The sequence below is a fragment of the Bacillus mycoides genome (genome assembly GCF_001757995.1).
Lineage (GTDB): Bacteria > Bacillota > Bacilli > Bacillales > Bacillaceae_G > Bacillus_A > Bacillus_A mycoides_B.
This window is the reverse complement of the sequence record NZ_LXLV01000003.1, coordinates 1-21,210: the sequence shown is the minus strand read 5'-3', so window position 1 is coordinate 21,210 and position 21,210 is coordinate 1. Positions and strand designations below refer to the sequence as shown.

The window sequence follows — 21,210 nt, the reverse complement described above, 5'->3', positions numbered from 1 at the left end:
ATAATGTTAACATAGCCAAAAATAACCGTCAACGCTTTTTTGATTTTATGATATAATATCCTTTTTTCTTTTCTACAACTTCAACTTTAGAAAATACTTCTTCTAGTTTTTTCAGCGCAGATGGCGCACCTTGTTTCTTTTGAATAACAATCCACAATTCTCCACCTGAAACTAAATACTCCACAGCCTTTTCTAAAATCTCATGCACGATATCTTTACCAGCACGAATTGGAGGATTAGATAGAATAACAGCATACTTGCCATCTACATTTTCATAGACACTACTTTGCAAAATACGTATATTTTCAATTCTGTTATTAGCGGCATTTTCTTTTGCAAGTCCCAAGGCCCTTTCATTCACATCCACCATGTGAATTTCACGATTTTGAAACTCTTTCGCTAACGACAAACCGATTGGACCGTACCCACATCCTACGTCTAACACATTACCTTTAACATCTGGCATTTGAAACGCTTCAATTAAAAGACGAGAACCAAAGTCCACTTCGTTTTTCGAGAACACCCCATGGTCAGATAAAAAAGTAAATCGAGATTCACGAAGTGTAACTTCCCATCGTTTACGATCACTTTTACTAGAAGGGTCGTTAGAAAAATAATGGTCTGCCATATGGCCACCTCTTTTCTTTACAGTTAAAAAAAAAGCTCGCATGAGAGCGAGCTTTTTTTAAAGCACCAAAAGTTAATTACTTAACTTCTACAGCAGCGCCAACTTCTTCAAGTTTAGCTTTCATTTCTTCAGCTTCCTCTTTAGTAACGCCTTCTTTGATTGCTTTTGGAGTGTTGTCAACTAATTCTTTAGCTTCTTTTAAGCCAAGACCAGTGATTTCACGTACAGCTTTGATAACTTTGATTTTTTGAGCGCCAGCACTTGCAAGTACTACGTCAAATTCAGTTTGCTCAGCAGCAGCTTCACCAGCGCCACCAGCTACAGCTACAGGAGCAGCAGCAGTTACGCCGAATTCTTCCTCGATAGCTTTTACTAAGTCGTTAAGTTCTAATACAGTCATAGATTTAACTGCTTCAATGATTTGTTCTTTAGTCATTGTAAATATCCTCCCTTAAATAGGTTTGTATTGTTTTATAGATAACAAGTAATTATCTTTTAAAAAATTAAGCGCCTTGCTCTTCCTTTTGATCTGCAACTGCTTTAGTAGCAAGTGCAAGGTTACGGATTGGAGCTTGAAGAACGCTAAGAAGCATAGAAAGTAAGCCTTCACGTGATGGAAGAGTAGCGATAGCTTTAACCTCATCAAGTGTTACAAGTTTACCTTCGATTACGCCAGCTTTAATTTCTAAAGCTTCATGATTTTTAGCGAAGTCGTTTAATACTTTCGCAGGAGCAACTACATCCTCGTTACTGAACGCGATTGCGTTTGGTCCTGTTAAGAATTCGTTTAACTCAGCCATTTCAGCAGACTCTGCAGCACGACGAGTTAGAGAGTTTTTGTAAACTTTGAACTCAACGCCAGCTTCACGTAAGTTTTTACGTAATTCTGTTGCTTCAGAAACTGTTAAACCACGGTAGTCAACAACAATTGTAGATTTACTCGCGCGAAGTTTTTCAGCGATTTCAGTTACAACTTGTTGTTTAGTTTCGATTACTTTGCTCATGTTATTACACCTCCTGTAGATTATATAGAAGATGTACCGAAAGTGCACTAAAAACCTCCATGCCCAACTTGTAGACATGGAGGCATATAGTCACAGAAAAAAGATTCCGCTTCGTATATTAACACCTAGGTAGGAAATTAAGTCGAATCGACTCCTACTGTCTACGGTACACTATTAAAATTCACAACATAAATGATTATATTAAAACTTCTTTATGAAGTCAACTTCCAATTTTTACGCAAGTGTAGAAACGTCTACGCGCACGCCAGGTCCCATTGTAGAAGCAACAGTTGCGTTCTTCATGTAAGTACCTTTTGCAGCAGCTGGCTTAGCTTTTTGTAGCGTGTCAGCAATTGTTTTGAAGTTTTCTACTAATTTAGCATCTTCGAAAGATACTTTACCGATTGGAACGTGGATGTTACCAGCTTTATCAACGCGGTATTCAACTTTACCAGCTTTGATTTCGTTAACAGCTTTAGTTACATCGAAAGTAACTGTTCCAGTTTTAGGGTTTGGCATTAAACCTTTAGGTCCTAATACACGACCAAGTTTACCAACTTCACCCATCATGTCAGGAGTTGCTACTACTACATCGAAATCGAACCAACCTTTTTGGATTTTACCGATGTAATCAGCATCGCCTACGAATTCAGCGCCAGCAGCTTCAGCTTCTTTTGCTTTTTCGCCTTTAGCGAATACTAATACACGTTGCACTTTACCAGTACCGTGTGGAAGAACAACTGCACCACGAATTTGTTGGTCAGCTTTCTTAGGGTCAACACCTAAACGGAATGCAGCTTCTACAGTTGCATCAAATTTAGCTGTGTTTGTTTTCTTTACTAATTCTACTGCTTCTGTTGCAGAGTAAGCAGATGCACGATCAACAAGCTTCGCAGCTTCAACGTACTTTTTACCTCTTTTAGCCATGTTTGTTTCCTCCTTGAATGTGGTTTTAGCGGAATAACCTCCCACGTTTACGCCTTCATTCCGGGAACCCCCGAGGATGTGCGCCCATCCATTTATTTAAAAATGATAATCATTTACGATAATAAAGGTTGCGAATTGGAATTCCAGACCCGCAACCTTTTTTACAAAAAACAAATCGAATTAGTCTTCGATAACGATGCCCATACTGCGCGCAGTACCTTCAACCATACGCATTGCAGCTTCTACGCTAGCAGCGTTTAGGTCAGGCATTTTAGTTTCAGCGATTTCGCGTACTTTATCACGCTTAACAGTTGCCACTTTATTACGGTTTGGTTCACCAGAACCAGACTCAATACCAGCTACTTTCTTAAGAAGAACAGCAGCAGGAGGAGTTTTAGTAATGAAAGTGAATGAACGGTCCTCAAATACCGTAATTTCAACAGGGATGATAAGACCAGCTTGATCAGCTGTACGAGCGTTAAACTCTTTACAGAAGCCCATGATGTTAACACCTGCTTGTCCTAATGCTGGACCAACCGGCGGAGCTGGATTAGCTTTACCTGCAGGAATCTGAAGTTTTACCATTTTAATTACCTTTTTAGCCACGAGACACACCTCCTTAAGTCCGTGATGTGGTCAATTGGGCAGTGATTTGCCCTCCCACTTCATATTTTATCATAATGATAAAATCTTTTTCAAAAAACGTCTCCGTTACCGAAGACGTACTGACTTAAAAGATATTATCACTTTTTACAATTCATTTCAAGTTTCATTTTATAATTTTTCAATTTGATGGAAATCAAGTTCAACCGGAGTCTCCCGACCGAACATGTCTACAAGCACGCTAACTTTTTTCTTTTCCACATCAATTTCTTCAATCGCACCTGTATAATCCGCGAATGGCCCCTCATTTACACGCACTGTTTCATGAAGTTCAAATTCGAAATCAACCACTTCATTGTCCATTCCCATATGCTTCATGATGGTAACAACTTCCTCTTCTAATAGAGGCGATGGTTTAGATCCTGAACCAGAAGAACCGACAAAGCCTGTTACACCTGGCGTATTACGAACAACATACCAAGAATCGTCAGTCATGATTAGTTCTACTAATACGTAACCTGGGAACACTTTTCTTTTCGTTATTTTTTCTTTACCATTTTTCATTTCTACTTCTACTTCTTCCGGGACAACAACACGGAAAATTTTATCTTGCATACCCATTGATTCTACACGTTTCTCTAGGTTTGCTTTTACTTTATTTTCATATCCAGAATAAGTATGGACAACATACCAACTTTTTTCCATTCATTTAGGACGAGCGTCCTTCCCTCCCTGACGTACATTTTTTTGCGCAAATGAAAAAACCCGTTCACCGGGCTTTTACACAGTTCTTATAAATAACATTATATCATGGATAAGTGCTTCTTATTCAAGAATTAACCAAGAATTAACCGAATTAAAGAAGAAATGCCCATATCAACCACTGCGAAGAAAATCGCAAAGAACACAACTGTCGCGATAACAGTCGTTGTTGAGCGGAGTAATTCATCTTTTTTAGGCCAACTTACTTTTTTCATTTCGCGACCTACATCGCCGAAAAAGTTCGTTAAACGCATCTACGGGACCTCCAGTGTATTATTTCAATTATTTATTTTGTTTCTTTGTGAACTGTATGCTTATTGCATGTTTTACAAAACTTCTTTATCTCAAGTCGCTCTACTGAGCTCGTATCTTTCATCGTAGAGTAGTTTCGATTTTTACACTCTTCACATGAGAGTACAACTTTTTTCCTCATTAGTTACACCAACCTTGTAACATTGTCCCTAAAAATGTATCATACAACAAAAGACAATGTCAATGTCATGACTTTCACTCTCTTCGCAAAAAGAAAACAGGTGAATTATTTTACACCTGCGGCACTTGCTATGAATTTAAAGTTGTACTCTCTCTCATCTCCATATATCTTTCTAATTTCCTTTTTACACGCTGTAATGCGTTATCAATAGATTTCACATGCCTGTTTAACTGTTCTGAAATTTCTTGATAGGAACGACCATCTAAGTATAAAGAGAGCACTTTTCTTTCTAAATCGCTTAATAATTCAGATATTTTCGATTCTATGTCTGTATATTCTTCCTGACTTATAATCATCTCTTCTGGATCAGTTACTTTCGATTCCGAAATAACATCTAATAGTGTTCGATCAGATTCCTCATCGTAAATTGGCTTGTCTAAAGACACATACGAATTTAATGGAATATGCTTTTGCCTTGTTGCTGTTTTAATAGCGGTAATAATTTGTCGAGTGATACACAGTTCAGCAAATGCTTTGAACGAAGACAGCTTGTCCCCTTTATAATCACGAATGGCTTTAAACAATCCAATCATGCCTTCTTGAACAATATCTTCTCGATCGGCACCCACCAAGAAATAAGATCTTGATTTCGCGCGAACAAAGTTCTTATATTTGTGAATTAAATATTCTAGAGCGTCAGTATTACCTTTTCGAACTAACTCAACGATTGCCTCATCCTCTAAATCACGAAATGTAACGTCGCCTACACTTACGAAGCCTGCTTCCACCTTGATCCCTCCGACCGCTATATATTTAGCAATATTATACAGTAAAAAGATAAAGAGCGTCAATGCTTCAACGCTCTCCTCTTCTTAATTTTTCTAATTTTTCTGTAATATCTTCACTAAATATCTTTCGCATGGCGGGTTGCTTTTCTTTCGTGTCTTTTGTACGCCTTCTTACTTGTTGTTCCATCGCTTGCACTTCTAACTCTAATTCACGCGCAGATTTTCGAAGTGCACCTTGCGCAAATATAATCCATTGCTCCGTATAATCCGAAGTTGCAACGTATATTTGTGTATTTATATTTCTAAGCTCAATCGCAAGTTGTTCTATCTTTTCATCTGCAGTTTGATTCTTTCTCGTGAATATTACTTCCACCCGCGATTGTTTCATCTTTTTTTCAATACCATAGACTGTATAGGCATCAAAGACAATCATTACCTTTGTGCCTGTATAGCCTTGATAATCCGCCATCTTATCAATAAGTGCGTCTCTTGATGATTGTAAATCTACATCCCGCAGTTTCTTCAAGTCTCCCCAAGCTCCGATAATGTTGTAACCGTCAACGATTAAAATATCGTCCATTTTTTATTTACCAATTTCGTGACGTTTACGATATACCTCATACATTAACAAACTTGCGGCTACCGAAGCATTTAAGGATGTAACTTTACCGACCATCGGTAAAGTAATTAGGAAATCACACTTTTCACCAATAATACGACTCATACCTTTTCCTTCACTACCAATTACTAGTCCGATTGGCATATTACCATCTAAATTACGGTAATCTGTTTTCCCTTTGGCATCTGTACCAGCAATCCAAAGTCCACGTTCTTTTAATTCATCAATTGTACGTGATAAATTTGTTACACGTGCAACAGGAATATATTCAATTGCCCCAGTCGACGCTTTCGCAACTGCCGCTGTAAGTCCCACCGCTCTTCTTTTTGGAATAATAACCCCATGAGCCCCTGTTGCATCCGCAGTACGCATAATAGAACCTAAGTTATGCGGGTCTTCAATTTCATCTAAAATTAAGAAGAACGGATCTTCATTACGTTTTTCTGCTAATTTAAACAAATCCTCTAACTCAGCATATTGATATGCAGCTACTTGAGCAATTACACCTTGATGATTTCCCTCAACCAATTGATCTAATTTCTTCTTTGGTGCGTGTTGCAAAATAACCTTATTCTCTTTTGCTAATGCTAGTACAATCTGCACTTGTCCTTTGGCAGCACCTTCCGCTACCAAAATTTTATTAATATCTCGCCCCGCTCTTAAAGCTTCAATTACAGGGTTACGCCCGATAATATATTCACTACTCATGATGATGTGCTCCCTTCCTTTTCTTCCAAAACATCAATCGCCTTATATACAATCTCGTCCAATCTTTCACGATTATTCAACAAGTGATGATAACCGATTAGCGCTTCAAAGGCTGTACTATGTCGATATGTTTGTACATCTGTATTTTTCGGAACAGTACCCGAATTCGCATTACGCCCTCTTCTTAATACCGCCTCTTCCTCTTCTGTCAAAAATGCCGTCTCTAATAAATGATAAACAACTTTCGCCTGTGCTTTTGCCGAAACAAAGCTCGTCCCTAAGCGATGTAATTGATTAGGGCGAACTTTCCCTTTTTGAAGGAGGTGATAGCGGATATATTGTTCATATACCGCATCACCCATATATGCTAACGCTAAGCTGTTCAATTGCTTTGCATCAATCATTCTTATCCTCTTTTCCATCTTGTACCTTGAGCGGTATCTTCTAAAATAATATTACTTCCTTTTAAATCATCGCGAATTTGATCAGATAATGCGAAGTCACGATTTTGACGAGCTTCAATACGCTTTTGGATTAGTGCTTCAATTTCTTCATCAAGCAACTCTTCTTGTGCTAATTCTAATCCTAAAATACTAAATAATGTTTCAAGTTGTTTTACATACGCTTCAATTACAACTTTAGAAGTATGTTCTTCTAACAAATATTGATTTGCGTGATTTGCTACGTTATATAATTCAGTAATCGCATTAGCCGTATTGAAATCATCATCCATCGCTTCTTCGAATGCAATCTGGAACTTTTCCATTTCAGCTAACCATTTTTCACTATGGTCCGTTAAATCCGTACTACTTTCTATACGATGCTTTAAGTTACCGTAAGCTGTTTTAATTCTTTCTAGTCCATTATTAGTACTTTGCAATAAATCTTCGCTAAAGTTAATTGGGTGACGGTAATGTACCGATAGCATAAAGAACCTGATTAACTGCGGATCATATTGTTTAATGATATCGTGAACTAAAATGAAGTTTCCAAGCGACTTAGACATCTTCTCGTTATTAATATTAATATATCCATTATGCATCCAATAACGTGCAAATGTTTTTCCTGTCAACGCCTCAGACTGCGCAATTTCATTTTCATGATGAGGAAATGCTAAATCTTGACCACCAGCATGAATATCAATTGTATCCCCTAAATATTTACGTGCCATTGCTGAGCATTCAATATGCCACCCTGGGCGTCCTTTCCCCCAAGGGCTTTCCCAGAAGATTTCTCCTTCTTTCGCATCTTTCCATAAAGCAAAGTCAAGAGGGTCTTGTTTCTTTTCTCCTACTTCAATACGTGCACCGTGACGTAAGTCTGCAATCGGCTGATGTGATAATTTACCGTAACCTTCGAATTCTTTCGTTTTAAAGTACACATCACCTTCTGATTCATATGCATACCCTTTATTCACAAGTTCTTGAATAAATTCAATAATGATATCCATATTTTCCGTTACACGTGGATGAACCGTTGCATGTTTGCAACCTAGTGCCGTGACATCTTCAAAGTAAGCTTCAACAAAGCGATCTGCAATTGTTGGCACATCTTCACCTAATTCGTTTGCCGCCTTAATTAATTTATCATCCACGTCAGTAAAGTTAGATACATACTGCACATCATATCCTTTATATTCTAAGTAACGGCGTACTGTATCAAACACCATAGGTGGTCTTGCATTCCCAATGTGAATGTAGTTATACACTGTAGGTCCGCACACATACATCTTTACCTTATTTTCTTCTAATGGCATAAACTCTTCTTTTTGACGCGTTAACGTATTATAAATGTGAATAGTCATTTTTATCCTTCCTTTCTACCTTCACTTCGAGTTGCTTTCTCATTTTATCAAGTTCTGCTTCCATAACCTTTAATTTATCGAAAATCGGATCCGGAAGATCAGAATGATTTAATTCTTGACCAATCTTTACTCCATTTTGAATAACGACTCGGCCAGGTATACCTACAACTGTAGAATGCGCAGGAACTTCCTTTAACACGACAGATCCTGCTCCTATTTTAGAGTTCTCTCCAATAGTAATAGAACCTAGTACTTTAGCACCTGTTGCAATTAATACATTATCCTGAATTGTAGGGTGCCTCTTTCCTTTTTCTTTACCTGTACCACCTAATGTGACACCTTGATAAATTGTTACGTTTTCTCCAATTTCACACGTTTCTCCAATTACAATCCCCATTCCATGATCAATGAAAAAACGACGACCAATAGTTGCTCCTGGATGAATCTCAATGCCAGTAAAAAAACGACTAACCTGCGAAATCCAACGTGCCATAAAGAAAAAATTCCTTTTATAAAAAGCATGTGCAATTCGATGGGCCCAAACTGCATGTAATCCAGAGTAAGTTAAAATGACTTCGAAATAACTTCGTGCCGCTGGATCCTGTTCAAAAACGACTTCAATATCTTCCCGAAGCCTCTTAAACATCGATGTTCCCTCCCCTTTATGGGCTGCTTTTTTCGAGTGAACTAAATCCCCTAACTCCCCACTTACCCCTAAATCTTTATACAAGGGGATAAAACTTATACTCACACCCATTTACATGGTATAAAAAAAAGACGCCTCTGTCATATAGACAGAGACGCCTTATAAGCGCGGTTCCACTCTGTTTAGGCTAAAGAAGCCTCAAACTCATCCATGATAACGGTTTACACCGCTTCTGTTTACTTTGCGCCCTAAGACGTTCCGCGAAATGCTTCGCTGTTCAACAGAAGACTCGAAGGGGCATTTCAAAAATCCGCTTATAAACCACTTCCAGCCTAAGGGTGGTTCTCTCTGTAAAAAGCCTGATTTTCTACTTCTCCTTCTCGTCGCTTTTCCTTATTAGATTTTAGGTATACTTATTATATTGCTAAACCTAGAAAATGTTAACCAATTACTTTTTGAATACGATTTAAAACTTTTTCTTTTCCAAGAAGAGCAATAGCGTTAGGAAGCTCTGGACCATGCGTTTGTCCAGTAGTAGCAACACGGATTGGCATAAATAGGTTTTTACCTTTATGTCCTGTTTCCTTTTGAACTGCTTTAATAGCCGCCTTAACTGCCGCTGGCTCCATTGCTTCTAAAGCTTCTAATTGATCGGCAAATGCACGAAGTACTTCAGGTACTTGTTCACCTTCCAATACTTCTTGTCCTTCTTCTTCATGATCAACATGATCTTTAAAGAACATTTCAGAAAGCTCTACAATTTCAGCTCCAAAGCTCATTTGGTCATGATATAAAGCAATTACATCACGAACCCAAGCTTGTTCTTGTTCGCTTAAGTTTTCACCCACGCGACCCGCTTTCACTAAATGCGGTAAGCTTAGTTCAACAACCGTATCTAAATCTTGTTTTTTCATATATTGGTTGTTCATCCATTTTAGTTTTTGAGAATCAAATAATGCAGGTGATTTTGATAAACGAGCTGCATCAAACATTTTGATAAACTCATCTTGAGAGAAGATTTCTTCTTCACCTACTGGTGACCAACCTAGTAATGCAATAAAGTTAAAGATTGCTTCTGGAAGATATCCAAGATCTTTATATTGCTCAATAAATTGAATAATAGATTCGTCACGCTTACTTAGCTTTTTACGGCTTTCGTTTACAATTAAAGTCATATGACCGAACTGCGGAATATCCCAACCGAAAGCTTCATAAATCATCATTTGTTTTGGCGTGTTTGAAATATGATCATCACCACGAAGTACGTGTGTAATCTCCATTAAGTGATCATCTACTGCTACCGCAAAGTTATAAGTTGGAATTCCATCTTTTTTCACGATAACGAAATCACCAAAATCATTTGAATGGAATGCAACTTCATCTTTTACGATATCTTTAAACGTGTAGTCGCTATCAGCCGGCACACGGAAGCGAATACTTGGAATACGGCCTTCAGCCTCAAATCCTTTAATTTGCTCCTCAGTTAAATCACGGTGGTTTCCTGCATAACGCGGTGTTTCACCACGAGCGATTTGACCTTCACGCTCTGCCTCTAGCTCTTCTTCTGTCATATAACATTTGTAAGCTAAATCACGCTCTAATAAATCTTCATATAATTTTTTATAAATATCTAAACGCTCTGTTTGACGATATGGTCCAAATTCACCACCAACATCAACACCTTCATCCCAGTCCATACCGAGCCATTTCAAGTATTTTAATTGGCTTTCTTCTCCACCAGCAACATTACGTTTCACATCAGTATCTTCAATACGAATAATAAACTTACCATCTTGATGACGAGCAAATAAATAATTAAATAATGCCGTACGCGCATTTCCGATATGTAAGTGTCCTGTTGGACTTGGCGCATAGCGCACTCTCACTTGCTTTTCCATAGTTGGTACACCTTCCAATCTTAATGTCAACACATTCTATAATTGTACACCAAAAAAACGTGATTATCCATCTTACGAATTAAAAACCACTATTTTTTCTGTAATAAAACAACCGCTTGAGAAGCAATTCCTTCTTCTCTACCTGTAAATCCTAATTTTTCTGTTGTTGTTGCCTTTACATTAATATTATCAATAGACGTTTCTAATAGTTCACTAATACGTTTACGCATGCTTTCAATATGCGGTGCCATTTTTGGCTTTTGGGCAATAATTGTACAATCTAGGTTCCCTAGCTCATAACCTTGTTCACGCACAAATTCCCAAACCTTTTGTAACAATACAGCTGAATCCGCATCTTTAAAGGCAGGATCTGTATCAGGAAAATGTTTTCCAATATCTCCTGCTGCAATTGCTCCTAGACATGCATCAGCAATCGTATGTAACAATACATCTGCATCCGAGTGACCGATTAATCCTTTCTCATGAGGAATTGTAATTCCGCCGATAATTAACGGTCTACCTTCCGCAAATTCATGTACATCAAAACCTTGTCCAATTCGAAACATTCTTTACATCCTCCTCAAACTAAACTACTGAGCTTTATGACTCTATATTATATTGCTATCTCTATAAAGAAAAGCTCGGCAACGGCCGAGCTTTTCTTTACTATAATACCATCACTTCTATTTCCCCTGAACATGAAGGAAACTTTCAGCAATTAATAAATCCTCTGGAGTCGTCACTTTAATATTATAGTAACTCCCCTCTACTACGCCTACTTGCTTCCCGATACGTTCTACGAGACTTGCATCATCTGTACCAAGGAAACAACTTTGTTTTGCACTTCTATGAGCTTCTAATAAAAGAGGAACAGAAAATCCTTGCGGTGTTTGAACCGCTCTCAGCTGAGAGCGTTCTACCGTTTCAACAACAACACCCTGTTCTACTTTCTTAATTGTATCCTTCACTGGCACCGCACAAATGGAAGCACCATGTTTTTCTGCTGTAGTTAATACATCTTGTATCATTTTATTCGTTACGAACGGGCGCGCACCATCGTGTACGAGAACATACTCAACTCCGCTCACATGCTGAAGCGCATTATATACGCTATCTTGCCTTTCAGCCCCGCCTTGAATAAATTGCACCTGTTTTTCAACTGGGTACTTCTGCATTAACTCCTCAAAATAAGGGCGTTCCTCTTCGTTAATTGCGATAATAATACCTTTACATGCTTTATCTTTTTCAAAAGCACGTAATGTATGTACAATGATTGGTACTTCATTTATAAGTAAGAACAACTTATTTTTACCAGCACCCATTCGTTTCCCTTGACCCGCTGCTGGAATAATTAATGTATACATATTAATAATCCTCTACTTATAATGCTTTTTCTAATAATTTACGTTTTGCGAAAATCATACGACCGGCCGATGTTTGCAACACACTTGTAACTAGTACATTAAGTTGCGAACCGACAAATTCTCTACCGTCTTCTACTACAATCATCGTGCCATCATCTAAGTATGCAACACCTTGATTTTGCTCTTTACCATCTTTTACAACATAAACACTTAGTTCTTCGCCAGGGAGTACGACTGGTTTGATTGCATTTGCTAAATCATTAATGTTTAACACTGTTACTCCTTGTAATTCAGAAACTTTGTTTAAGTTGAAATCATTTGTTACAACAGTTCCACCAGTGACTTTCGCTAACTTTACAAGCTTGCTATCCACTTCTTGGATATCCTCGAAATCGCCTTCATAAATTTCTACCGGAATTGGCATCTCTTTTTGAATACGATTTAAAATGTCTAATCCTCTACGACCACGATTACGCTTTAAAGCATCAGAAGAATCGGCAATATGCTGAAGCTCTTCTAATACGAATTGTGGAATTACAATTGTTCCTTCTAAAAACTTCGTTTGGCAAATATCCGCAATACGTCCATCAATAATTACACTTGTATCGAGGATTTTCCAATGAGTTGTAGATTTTTCTACCTCTACCTCTTCGTTCTCACTATTGTTTTTCTTTTTACCTCCGCGCTGGGGTAATGTAAATAATCCTAACAATTCATTTCTCTTTTTAAATCCTACTTGGAATCCTAAATAACCAAGTAAAAGAGTAAAGAATACTTGTAATACTGTACTAATGACTGGAATCGTGAATTCACGAATTGGTATCAAAATTAAATATGCAACAATAAGACCAGAGATCAACCCTAATGTACCAAATAAAACATCCGCTACCGGTGCCTTTACAAGGGCTTCTTCGATATGCTTAATAAGTTTAACAATATAATCTACAAGCCAAAATGTTGTTAAAAATAAAATAATTGCACCAATAATCGCACGAACATACGATCCCTCAAGCCAAGGAACAGCTCCGATGTCCATTACATTAATAACTTTTGGAATTAAGAAAATCCCTAATGCTCCCCCGATCACTAAAAAGAAGAGCTGTACGATCCGTTTTAACATCCAACCACCTCCTACTCATTATTAACCATTGTTTCGCTTATCAAAACGCCGAATGCAAAAGCGGATGTGTTTTTTTGTAAATAGTTTTATTTACCAATATACCATATCATATAACAAAAATGTTCTAGTGTCGTTATATTATGGAATCAATGTAATATTCTTAATTGTGTCTACTCATATAGAGATGCTCTTGAATTCTTTTTAGGCCCTCACGTATTTTCTTCGCCCTAACTTCCCCAATTCCTTCCACATCATCCAATTCATTAATAGTTGCACGACAAACACCTTGTAGCGTTTTAAATCGATTAATTAAATTTTCAATGATAAGTGGTGGAACACGAGAAATTTTGCTTGCGATTCGGTATCCCCTCGGTGTCACGCTTTCTTCTAAGCTCGTTTGCCCTGGATAGCCGAGCAATTTAACTAAATCGCTATCCTCTAAAAGCTGTGTATTTGCAAGATCTTGTAACTTTTTCAAAATTTGATGGTGATCCTGCGTTTTTTCTTGATAATAATCCTTAATTAATAACGCTGCCTCTGCCTCTAAATCGGCTAGTAGTTCTGTAAGTTGTAAACGAATTAACCTGCCTTCTGTTCCTAACTCATGAATATAGCTCAATATTTCATTTTTAATACGCAGTACCATTTCAACACTATGTAAAACGTGAACTACCTCGGACATTGTAACGACCTCTTCAAATTCTAGAATGCCCAAATTCGTAATCCCATCATTCCATACAGCTTTATATTTTTCTAACGTTTGAATAGCTTGGTTTGCCTTTGTTAAAATTACACCTATATCTTTTAGTGTATAACGTAAGTTCCCTTGATATAGTGTAATTACGTTACGTCTTTGTGAAATAGCCACAACAAGGCTAGCTGTCTGCTTTGCTACACGCTCTGCCGTTCGGTGACGCATACCTGTTTCAATAGAATCAATGGATGGATCTGGAACTAATTGTGCATTTGCAATTAAAATTTTGCTTCCAGTTTCATTTAAAATAAGTGCCCCATCCATTTTTGCTAATTCATATAAACTAGCCGGTGAGAATGCACAATTAATGTGAAATCCTCCATCAACAATACTTTTAATCTGCTCATTATATCCAAGAACAATTAGCCCTCCAGTTTGCGCACGAAGTACGTTATCTATCCCTTCGCGTAGTGGTGTTCCTGGGGCAACGAGCTGTAGAATGTTAATCATACTTTTGACACGTTGCTTGTTTTCCTCCATAGCCTAGCCTCCTAATGTCAAACGAAGCGCTTCTCCTAAATTAGAAACACCTACTACCTCAATCCCATCTGGAACTGTCCATCCTCCCAAATTTTTTCTAGGAATAATAGCACGTTGAAATCCTAATTTCGCTGCTTCTTGTACACGCTGTTCAATTCTTGATACTCTTCTTATTTCTCCAGTTAGGCCTACTTCTCCTATTACCGCATCGGTTGGTGCAGTGGCTTTATCCCTGAAACTTGAAGCAATACTTAAAGCGACAGCTAAATCGATTGCTGGTTCATCTAATTTCAAGCCACCCGCGACTTTTAAATATGCGTCTTGATTTTGCAACAATAAACCTGTTCTTTTTTCTAGCACTGCCATAATAAGTGAAACGCGGTTATGATCAATTCCCGTCGCCATTCTTCGAGGATTTCCAAAACTAGTAGGGGAGATTAATGCTTGTATTTCCACTAAAACCGGTCTTGTTCCTTCCATTGAAGCAACCACTGTAGATCCTGCAACTCCAACTGGACGTTCCTCAAGGAAAATTTCAGAAGGATTTAGTACTTCTGCAAGACCTAGTTCCTTCATTTCAAAGATACCCATTTCATTTGTGGAACCAAAACGGTTCTTCACAGCTCGCAAAATACGATATGTATGGTGACGATCTCCTTCAAAGTAAAGAACTGCATCAACCATATGTTCTAGCATACGTGGTCCTGCAATTGCCCCTTCTTTTGTCACATGTCCGACGATAAAAATAGGAATCCCTTTCGTCTTTGCAAGTTTCATTAATTCCGCTGTACATTCACGCACTTGCGCTACACTCCCTGGGGCTGACGTCACTTCAGGTAAATGTATCGTCTGAATGGAGTCAATAACAACAAAAGCTGGATTCATCTCTTCAATGTGCGCTGCAATTCGCTGTAAATCAGTCTCTGCTACAACAAATAGATTACTACCCTTTACATGCAAACGATCTGCACGAAGTTTAATCTGCTTTGCTGACTCCTCACCTGATATGTATAGTACATCATATGAAGAATCTGCTAATTGCGATGAAATTTGTAATAACAATGTTGATTTCCCAATCCCAGGGTCTCCACCAATAAGTACTAAAGATCCATCTACAATCCCGCCACCAAGTACACGGTTAAACTCTTGAAATTTCGTTTCAATACGCGCCTCAGACTTTGTTTCTACCTCTGTTAAGCGTCTTGGTTTTGTTACTTCTGATTGAATTGCATTGGCATAATTAAGGCGTCTTGATGATACAACTGGTTCCATCTCTTCAACAAGCGTATTCCATTGACCACATCCAGGACATTTCCCCATATATTTTGGCGACTGATAACCACATTCTTGACATGTAAATTTTGTTTTCTTTTTAGCCATATCTTTTATAGTTCACTTCACTTTCATCTACAAACGTTTATCCTTCTCGTACAAGAAAGAGGGCTATCGCGTAGCCCTCTTCGTTTGTCTATACTTATTTTACCTTTTCCGCACTATGAATGACAAATGATTCTCCTTCTATATCAAAGATAACTTTTTGTCCTTTCTCAATAGCACCTTTTAACAGTTCTTCTGATAATCTATCTTCTACATGTTTTTGAATTGCTCTACGAAGCGGACGAGCACCGTACTCTCGATCAAATCCTTTATCAGCAATTGCTGAAATTGCTCCTTCTGTTAAGTGCAATTCAATCTCTTGTTCTTTTAAGCGATTCACTAACTGATTCACCATAAGAGTTACAATTTCTTGAATATGTTTTTTCTCAAGCATATGGAACACGATAATTTCATCAATACGGTTTAAAAATTCTGGACGAAATGCTTTTTTCAACTCATCCATTACTTTACCTTTCATATCTGAATAATCGCGGCTCTCATCTTGTACGTTAAATCCAAGATGTTTATTACGTTTTAATGCGTCTGCACCCACATTAGACGTCATAATAACAATTGTATTACGGAAATCAACTGTACGTCCTTTAGAATCTGTTAAACGGCCATCTTCTAATACTTGTAGTAAAATATTAAACACATCAGGATGAGCTTTCTCTACTTCATCTAATAAGACAACTGAATATGGCTTACGACGAACTTTCTCTGTTAATTGTCCACCTTCTTCATATCCAACATATCCTGGAGGAGATCCAACTAAACGAGAAGTAGAATGCTTTTCCATGTACTCAGACATATCGATGCGGATCATTGCATCCTCATCACCGAACATAGATTCCGCTAATGCCCTCGCTAGTTCTGTTTTACCTACACCAGTCGGTCCTAGGAAAATAAATGAGCCAATTGGACGTTTCGGATCTTTTAATCCCGCTCTCGCACGACGAACAGCTTTTGCCACAGCTACAACTGCTTCATCCTGCCCAATTAAACGATCATGTAAAATTGATTCCAAGTTTAATAATTTATCTGTCTCTGTTTGTGCAAGTTTAGAAACCGGAATACGTGTCCATGTGGAAACGACATTTGCAATATCTTCTACTGTTACTTCTGAGTTTTCTTGTCCTTGTTTCTCTTTCCACTGACGCTTTGTATCTTCTAACTTTTCACGTAAACGTTGTTCCATATCACGTAAGGAAGCAGCTTTTTCAAATTCTTGGCTTTGTACAGCTGCATCTTTTTCTTTTCTAATTTCCTCAAGCTTCACTTCAAGCTCTTTTAAGTTTGGCGGTGTTGTATAAGAACGTAAGCGCACTTTTGATGCAGCCTCATCAATTAAATCGATTGCTTTATCAGGTAAAAAACGGTCTGTAATGTAACGATCTGAAAGTTTTACAGCCGCATCAATTGCATCATCTGTAATAGATACGCGGTGATGCGCCTCATAACGGTCACGTAAACCTTTTAAAATTTGAACTGATTCTTCTAAGTTTGGTTCGTCAACATGAATTGGTTGGAAACGTCTTTCTAATGCTGCATCCTTTTCAATATATTTACGATATTCGTCTAAAGTTGTTGCACCAATACATTGTAATTCACCACGTGCTAAAGATGGTTTTAAAATATTCGACGCATCAATTGCGCCTTCCGCCCCCCCTGCACCAATTAACGTATGAAGCTCATCAATAAATAGAATGATGTTACCAGCTTGGCGAATCTCATCCATCACTTTCTTTAAACGATCCTCAAATTCACCACGATATTTTGTTCCAGCAACAACTGTACCCATATCTAATGTCATAACACGCTTATCTCTTAAAGTTTCAGGAACCTCATTATTTACAATTTGCTGTGCTAATCCTTCTGCAATTGCTGTCTTACCTACACCAGGTTCTCCAATTAATACTGGATTGTTTTTTGTTCTACGGCTTAACACTTCAATTACACGTTGAATTTCTTTACTACGTCCAATAACAGGATCTAAACGATTTTCACGTGCAACAACTGTTAAATCACGTGCTAGACTGTCAAGTGTAGGTGTATTCGCATTTGTTGATGAACCACCTTGGTGACCTGAACTAGCTTCATTACTTCCAAGGAGTTGTAACACTTGTTGTCTTGCTTTATTTAGGCTTACACCTAAATTATTTAAAACACGTGCTGCTACACCTTCACCTTCACGGATTAAACCAAGTAAAATATGTTCTGTTCCAACGTAGGAATGGCCCAATTTACGAGCTTCGTCCATAGACAACTCAATAACTTTTTTAGCACGAGGTGTGTAATGTACTGTTTGAGAAGCCTCCGTTCCACGTCCAATTAATGCTTCTACCTCTTTTTGAACTTTCTCTGGACTTAATCCAAGAGCAATTAACGCTTTTGCTGCAATTCCTTCACCTTCGCGTACAAGCCCAAGTAAAATATGTTCTGTTCCAATATTATTATGCCCAATGCGAATTGCTTCCTCTTGAGATAAAGCTAATACTTTCTGTGCTCGTTCTGTAAATCTTCCAAACATCATAGAAATCGCCTCCTACTTGCGCTTAATTTTGTTCAATTCGTAATCGCTCACGGATTAAGGTTGCTCTTCGATAATCTCTTTCTTCTGGTCCTAGAGGTCCTCCTGCATATTGTTGCAAAATGCCTGGCTGAGTAAGAACCATTAACTCGGTTAAAATATTTCTCGATATACCTTGTATATATCCTAAGTCAATACCAAGTCGTACATCTGATAAGCAAGTGGCTGCTTCTGCAGATTGAATTAAACGACTGTTAGCTAGTATTCCGTAAGAACGATATACCTTATCTTCAAGCTCAATACTTGAATTTTGTACAATTAATTCTCTAGCCATTTTTTCTTGATGGATGATTTGTTGAATGACACTCTTTAAATCTGCAATAATATCTTCTTCTGATTTCCCTAGTGTCATTTGATTTGACACTTGAAATATATTACCTAACGCTTCGCTACCTTCACCGTATATTCCTCTTACTACTAACCCTAATTTTTGAATTACTTGTATAATACGGTTAATTCTTTTCGTTAAAACCAGTCCTGGCAAATGAATCATTACCGAAGCCCTTAATCCTGTACCTACGTTAGTGGGGCAACTCGTAATATATCCAAGCGATTCATCAAAAGCATATTCAACCTGTTCCTCGATCCAATTATCTATTTGATTGGCACTTTGAAGCGCCTCTGATAACTGCAAACCTGAAAATAGGCACTGAATCCTAACATGATCCTCTTCATTAAGCATGATACTTATATGTTCACTTTCTGATAGTAGGCATGCTCCGTATTCTGTTCCTGCAAGATTTGGACTAATTAAATGCTTCTCAACTAAAACTCTCCTTTGAAGAGGATTTAATTCATTCATTTTTAATAGTTCAAACTCCCCAAAAGGTTCTACAGGTTTATTTATAAACTTCTTCTTAAATAACTCATGAATCTGTTTAGCTTCTTCCTCGTTTTGCATAGTAGAGAATTGATATTTTTTAAAATTACGAGCCAAACGAATTCGACTACTTAAAACAATATCAGAATCAGGGCCATCCCCCTTCATCCATGGACTAATCGCTTCATTCATAATTCTGTCCAGTGACATAGAACTATTCCCCCTCTCTATGCTCACTAAGCTGATTTTCAAGACCTCGAATTTTATCTCGTACTTCAGCTGCTTTCTCAAATTCCTCTTTCTGCACATATTGTTTCAGATTAAGTTTTAGTTCATCTAATTCTTTCTTTAAGTAGATATTTCCTTCTATACGTTCAGGAATTTTTCCACAATGCTCTGTATGCCCACCGTGAAGACGTTTTAACAATGGTTTTAAATGCTCCTTAAACGTATCGTAACAAGAAGCACATCCAAAGCGTCCCACTTTTGTAAATTGTTCGTATGTCATCTTACAATTCGGACATCTTGATATATTTGTATTTGAAAATGCATCTTGCCCTTCTTCAAACATTGCTGGTTCACTATGCAATAATCCGGCTAATAGGTCATGGAATGAAAAATTAGACTGCGGTGATTGAAAGAAAGACGTATAGCCACTTTGTTCTGCACATTGCTCGCAAAGATGAACTTCCGCCTTTTTTTCGTTGATTACTTTTGTATAATGTAAAGTTGCTGGTCTTATATTACAGTTTTGACAAGTCATCGCTATCCCCCACCTTTACAACAGGAACGATCTATCTCATGCTACTTTTCATACATTACTAGATTGTTCTCTTTCCTTAATCCATTTAGTAAAAGCACATGTCATCTTTCAAAATTCCTACAATATTAAACTGCATTATCTTAGTTATCATTCTTAACAAAAGTTATATTTATTTATATTTCAGTGTTCTTAACATTGCGCATAATATTCGAGCCCTAAGTTCATCTCGAGAAGGAACATCCATTAATAATACAGAACGATCTAGTACGCTTAACATAAGTTTTGCTTCACGATTTGTTATAATCCCCTCTTCTATTAAACGTATAATCATACTTTCAGCATTTCCTTGTGCAACGCTATGATCAATCATATGAAGCATTTGATCAATAATGTCTATATCATCATGCAGTTTGACTTTTATAATGCGAATGTAACCTCCTCCACCTCGTTTACTTTCTACTACAAATCCTCTTTCTAACGTAAAACGGGTATTGATTACATAGTTGATTTGAGACGGCACGCAATCGAATCGATCAGCGATCTCATTCCTCTTGATTTCAATCACATTATTATTGCTTAAGTCAATAACTTGCTTTAGATATTTCTCAATGATATCAGATATATTTCTCATTTATCCGCCACCTTTATTGACTTTGACTATCTTTGACTTTAATTATATACGTATTAAAAAAATTTGCAACTCTTTTGCTTATTCACTATCCTAGCCACATTTCCCTGCCTTTAATCATAAGGACGATTCTTTAAGTAAAGATTTTTTAAATTACTATGAATTGTAAAAAGAAACACGAAAAAACACGAGTCAAATGACTCGTGTTTTAGTTGCTTGGCGACGTCCTACTCTCACAGGGACAAGGTCCCAACTACCATCGGCGCTAGAGAGCTTAACTTCCGTGTTCGGTATGGGAACGGGTGTGACCTCTCTGCCATCATCACCAAACTATGAAGGCATATTCCTTCAAAACTAGATAACATTCGCTTCATATTATATGGTTAAGTCCTCGATCTATTAGTATTCGTCAGCTCCACATGTCACCATGCTTCCACCTCGAACCTATCAACCTGATCATCTTTCAGGGATCTTACTAGCTTACGCTATGGGAA

Annotated in this window: 24 protein-coding genes, 2 rRNA genes and 2 other annotated features; all 26 genes read right to left on the bottom strand. The window is 37.6% G+C overall.

Features of this window, described 5'->3' with window-relative positions:
* Positions 1-28: 28 nt before the first annotated feature.
* Positions 29-628: a class I SAM-dependent methyltransferase gene (locus BWGOE10_RS00500; RefSeq protein ID WP_070140530.1), complete on the bottom strand. Its 600-nt coding sequence runs from the start codon at positions 626-628 to the stop codon at positions 29-31.
* Between the two features lie 76 nt (positions 629-704).
* Entirely contained in the window at positions 705-1,064 is a 360-nt protein-coding gene (gene rplL / locus BWGOE10_RS00495) for a 50S ribosomal protein L7/L12 (RefSeq protein ID WP_002009788.1), read from the bottom strand.
* A gap of 67 nt (positions 1,065-1,131) precedes the next feature.
* The gene (gene rplJ, locus BWGOE10_RS00490) at positions 1,132-1,632 is read right to left on the bottom strand and encodes a 50S ribosomal protein L10 (protein WP_002009790.1); all 501 of its coding nucleotides are present in this window, start codon (positions 1,630-1,632) and stop codon (positions 1,132-1,134) included.
* A 39-nt stretch (positions 1,633-1,671) separates the two neighbouring features.
* Positions 1,672-1,817, bottom strand: a sequence feature (ribosomal protein L10 leader region).
* 49 nt (positions 1,818-1,866) lie between these two features.
* Positions 1,867-2,559 (bottom strand): 50S ribosomal protein L1, encoded by a 693-nt coding sequence (gene rplA / locus BWGOE10_RS00485; protein WP_002009792.1) that lies wholly within the window; start codon positions 2,557-2,559, stop codon positions 1,867-1,869.
* A gap of 180 nt (positions 2,560-2,739) precedes the next feature.
* On the bottom strand, positions 2,740-3,165 hold the full coding sequence (gene rplK / locus BWGOE10_RS00480) for a 50S ribosomal protein L11 (RefSeq protein ID WP_001085872.1): 426 nt from the start codon (positions 3,163-3,165) through the stop codon (positions 2,740-2,742).
* A 168-nt stretch (positions 3,166-3,333) separates the two neighbouring features.
* On the bottom strand, positions 3,334-3,867 hold the full coding sequence (gene nusG, locus BWGOE10_RS00475) for a transcription termination/antitermination protein NusG (protein WP_002009795.1): 534 nt from the start codon (positions 3,865-3,867) through the stop codon (positions 3,334-3,336).
* A 131-nt stretch (positions 3,868-3,998) separates the two neighbouring features.
* Positions 3,999-4,178: a preprotein translocase subunit SecE gene (gene secE, locus BWGOE10_RS00470; protein ID WP_002009797.1), complete on the bottom strand. Its 180-nt coding sequence runs from the start codon at positions 4,176-4,178 to the stop codon at positions 3,999-4,001.
* Positions 4,179-4,210: 32 nt separating this feature from the next.
* Positions 4,211-4,357, bottom strand: a complete 147-nt coding sequence (gene rpmG, locus BWGOE10_RS29390) for a 50S ribosomal protein L33 (protein ID WP_012260172.1) — start codon at positions 4,355-4,357, stop codon at positions 4,211-4,213.
* Between the two features lie 128 nt (positions 4,358-4,485).
* Positions 4,486-5,145 (bottom strand): RNA polymerase sporulation sigma factor SigH, encoded by a 660-nt coding sequence (locus BWGOE10_RS00465; protein WP_002009799.1) that lies wholly within the window; start codon positions 5,143-5,145, stop codon positions 4,486-4,488.
* 67 nt (positions 5,146-5,212) lie between these two features.
* The gene (locus BWGOE10_RS00460) at positions 5,213-5,725 is read right to left on the bottom strand and encodes an NYN domain-containing protein (RefSeq protein ID WP_070140529.1); all 513 of its coding nucleotides are present in this window, start codon (positions 5,723-5,725) and stop codon (positions 5,213-5,215) included.
* A gap of 3 nt (positions 5,726-5,728) precedes the next feature.
* On the bottom strand, positions 5,729-6,472 hold the full coding sequence (gene rlmB / locus BWGOE10_RS00455; RefSeq protein ID WP_070140528.1) for a 23S rRNA (guanosine(2251)-2'-O)-methyltransferase RlmB: 744 nt from the start codon (positions 6,470-6,472) through the stop codon (positions 5,729-5,731).
* Positions 6,469-6,876 carry a Mini-ribonuclease 3 gene (locus tag BWGOE10_RS00450; protein ID WP_002063411.1) on the bottom strand — a complete coding sequence of 136 codons (408 nt, stop codon included), beginning with the start codon at positions 6,874-6,876 and terminating at the stop codon, positions 6,469-6,471. The genes rlmB and BWGOE10_RS00450 overlap by 4 nt, the downstream gene beginning before the upstream one ends.
* 2 nt (positions 6,877-6,878) lie before the next feature.
* Positions 6,879-8,276 (bottom strand): cysteine--tRNA ligase, encoded by a 1,398-nt coding sequence (gene cysS, locus BWGOE10_RS00445; protein WP_070140527.1) that lies wholly within the window; start codon positions 8,274-8,276, stop codon positions 6,879-6,881.
* The gene (gene cysE / locus BWGOE10_RS00440) at positions 8,257-8,922 is read right to left on the bottom strand and encodes a serine O-acetyltransferase (protein ID WP_070140543.1); all 666 of its coding nucleotides are present in this window, start codon (positions 8,920-8,922) and stop codon (positions 8,257-8,259) included. The genes cysS and cysE overlap by 20 nt, the downstream gene beginning before the upstream one ends.
* Positions 8,923-9,069: 147 nt before the next feature.
* Positions 9,070-9,315: a binding site (T-box leader), on the bottom strand.
* Between the two features lie 47 nt (positions 9,316-9,362).
* Positions 9,363-10,820, bottom strand: coding sequence for a glutamate--tRNA ligase (gene gltX, locus BWGOE10_RS00435; protein ID WP_070140526.1), 1,458 nt, complete (start codon positions 10,818-10,820; stop codon positions 9,363-9,365).
* Positions 10,821-10,909: 89 nt separating this feature from the next.
* Positions 10,910-11,386 carry a 2-C-methyl-D-erythritol 2,4-cyclodiphosphate synthase gene (gene ispF, locus BWGOE10_RS00430; protein ID WP_000488386.1) on the bottom strand — a complete coding sequence of 159 codons (477 nt, stop codon included), beginning with the start codon at positions 11,384-11,386 and terminating at the stop codon, positions 10,910-10,912.
* Positions 11,387-11,503: 117 nt separating this feature from the next.
* Positions 11,504-12,184, bottom strand: a complete 681-nt coding sequence (ispD, locus tag BWGOE10_RS00425) for a 2-C-methyl-D-erythritol 4-phosphate cytidylyltransferase (protein WP_070140525.1) — start codon at positions 12,182-12,184, stop codon at positions 11,504-11,506.
* A gap of 16 nt (positions 12,185-12,200) precedes the next feature.
* Positions 12,201-13,304: a PIN/TRAM domain-containing protein gene (locus tag BWGOE10_RS00420; RefSeq protein ID WP_070140524.1), complete on the bottom strand. Its 1,104-nt coding sequence runs from the start codon at positions 13,302-13,304 to the stop codon at positions 12,201-12,203.
* Positions 13,305-13,464: 160 nt separating this feature from the next.
* Positions 13,465-14,538: a DNA integrity scanning diadenylate cyclase DisA gene (disA, locus tag BWGOE10_RS00415; RefSeq protein ID WP_070140523.1), complete on the bottom strand. Its 1,074-nt coding sequence runs from the start codon at positions 14,536-14,538 to the stop codon at positions 13,465-13,467.
* A 3-nt stretch (positions 14,539-14,541) separates the two neighbouring features.
* Entirely contained in the window at positions 14,542-15,918 is a 1,377-nt protein-coding gene (radA, locus tag BWGOE10_RS00410) for a DNA repair protein RadA (protein WP_070140522.1), read from the bottom strand.
* 94 nt (positions 15,919-16,012) lie between these two features.
* Positions 16,013-18,448: an ATP-dependent protease ATP-binding subunit ClpC gene (clpC, locus tag BWGOE10_RS00405; protein ID WP_002063405.1), complete on the bottom strand. Its 2,436-nt coding sequence runs from the start codon at positions 18,446-18,448 to the stop codon at positions 16,013-16,015.
* A 22-nt stretch (positions 18,449-18,470) separates the two neighbouring features.
* Entirely contained in the window at positions 18,471-19,535 is a 1,065-nt protein-coding gene (locus BWGOE10_RS00400) for a protein arginine kinase (RefSeq protein ID WP_002091490.1), read from the bottom strand.
* 4 nt (positions 19,536-19,539) lie between these two features.
* Positions 19,540-20,088 carry a UvrB/UvrC motif-containing protein gene (locus BWGOE10_RS00395; RefSeq protein ID WP_070140521.1) on the bottom strand — a complete coding sequence of 183 codons (549 nt, stop codon included), beginning with the start codon at positions 20,086-20,088 and terminating at the stop codon, positions 19,540-19,542.
* 169 nt (positions 20,089-20,257) lie between these two features.
* On the bottom strand, positions 20,258-20,719 hold the full coding sequence (ctsR, locus tag BWGOE10_RS00390) for a transcriptional regulator CtsR (RefSeq protein ID WP_002115277.1): 462 nt from the start codon (positions 20,717-20,719) through the stop codon (positions 20,258-20,260).
* A gap of 211 nt (positions 20,720-20,930) precedes the next feature.
* Positions 20,931-21,046 (bottom strand): 5S ribosomal RNA (gene rrf, locus BWGOE10_RS00385).
* 49 nt (positions 21,047-21,095) lie between these two features.
* Positions 21,096-21,210 (bottom strand): 23S ribosomal RNA (locus tag BWGOE10_RS00380); the annotation flags it as partial.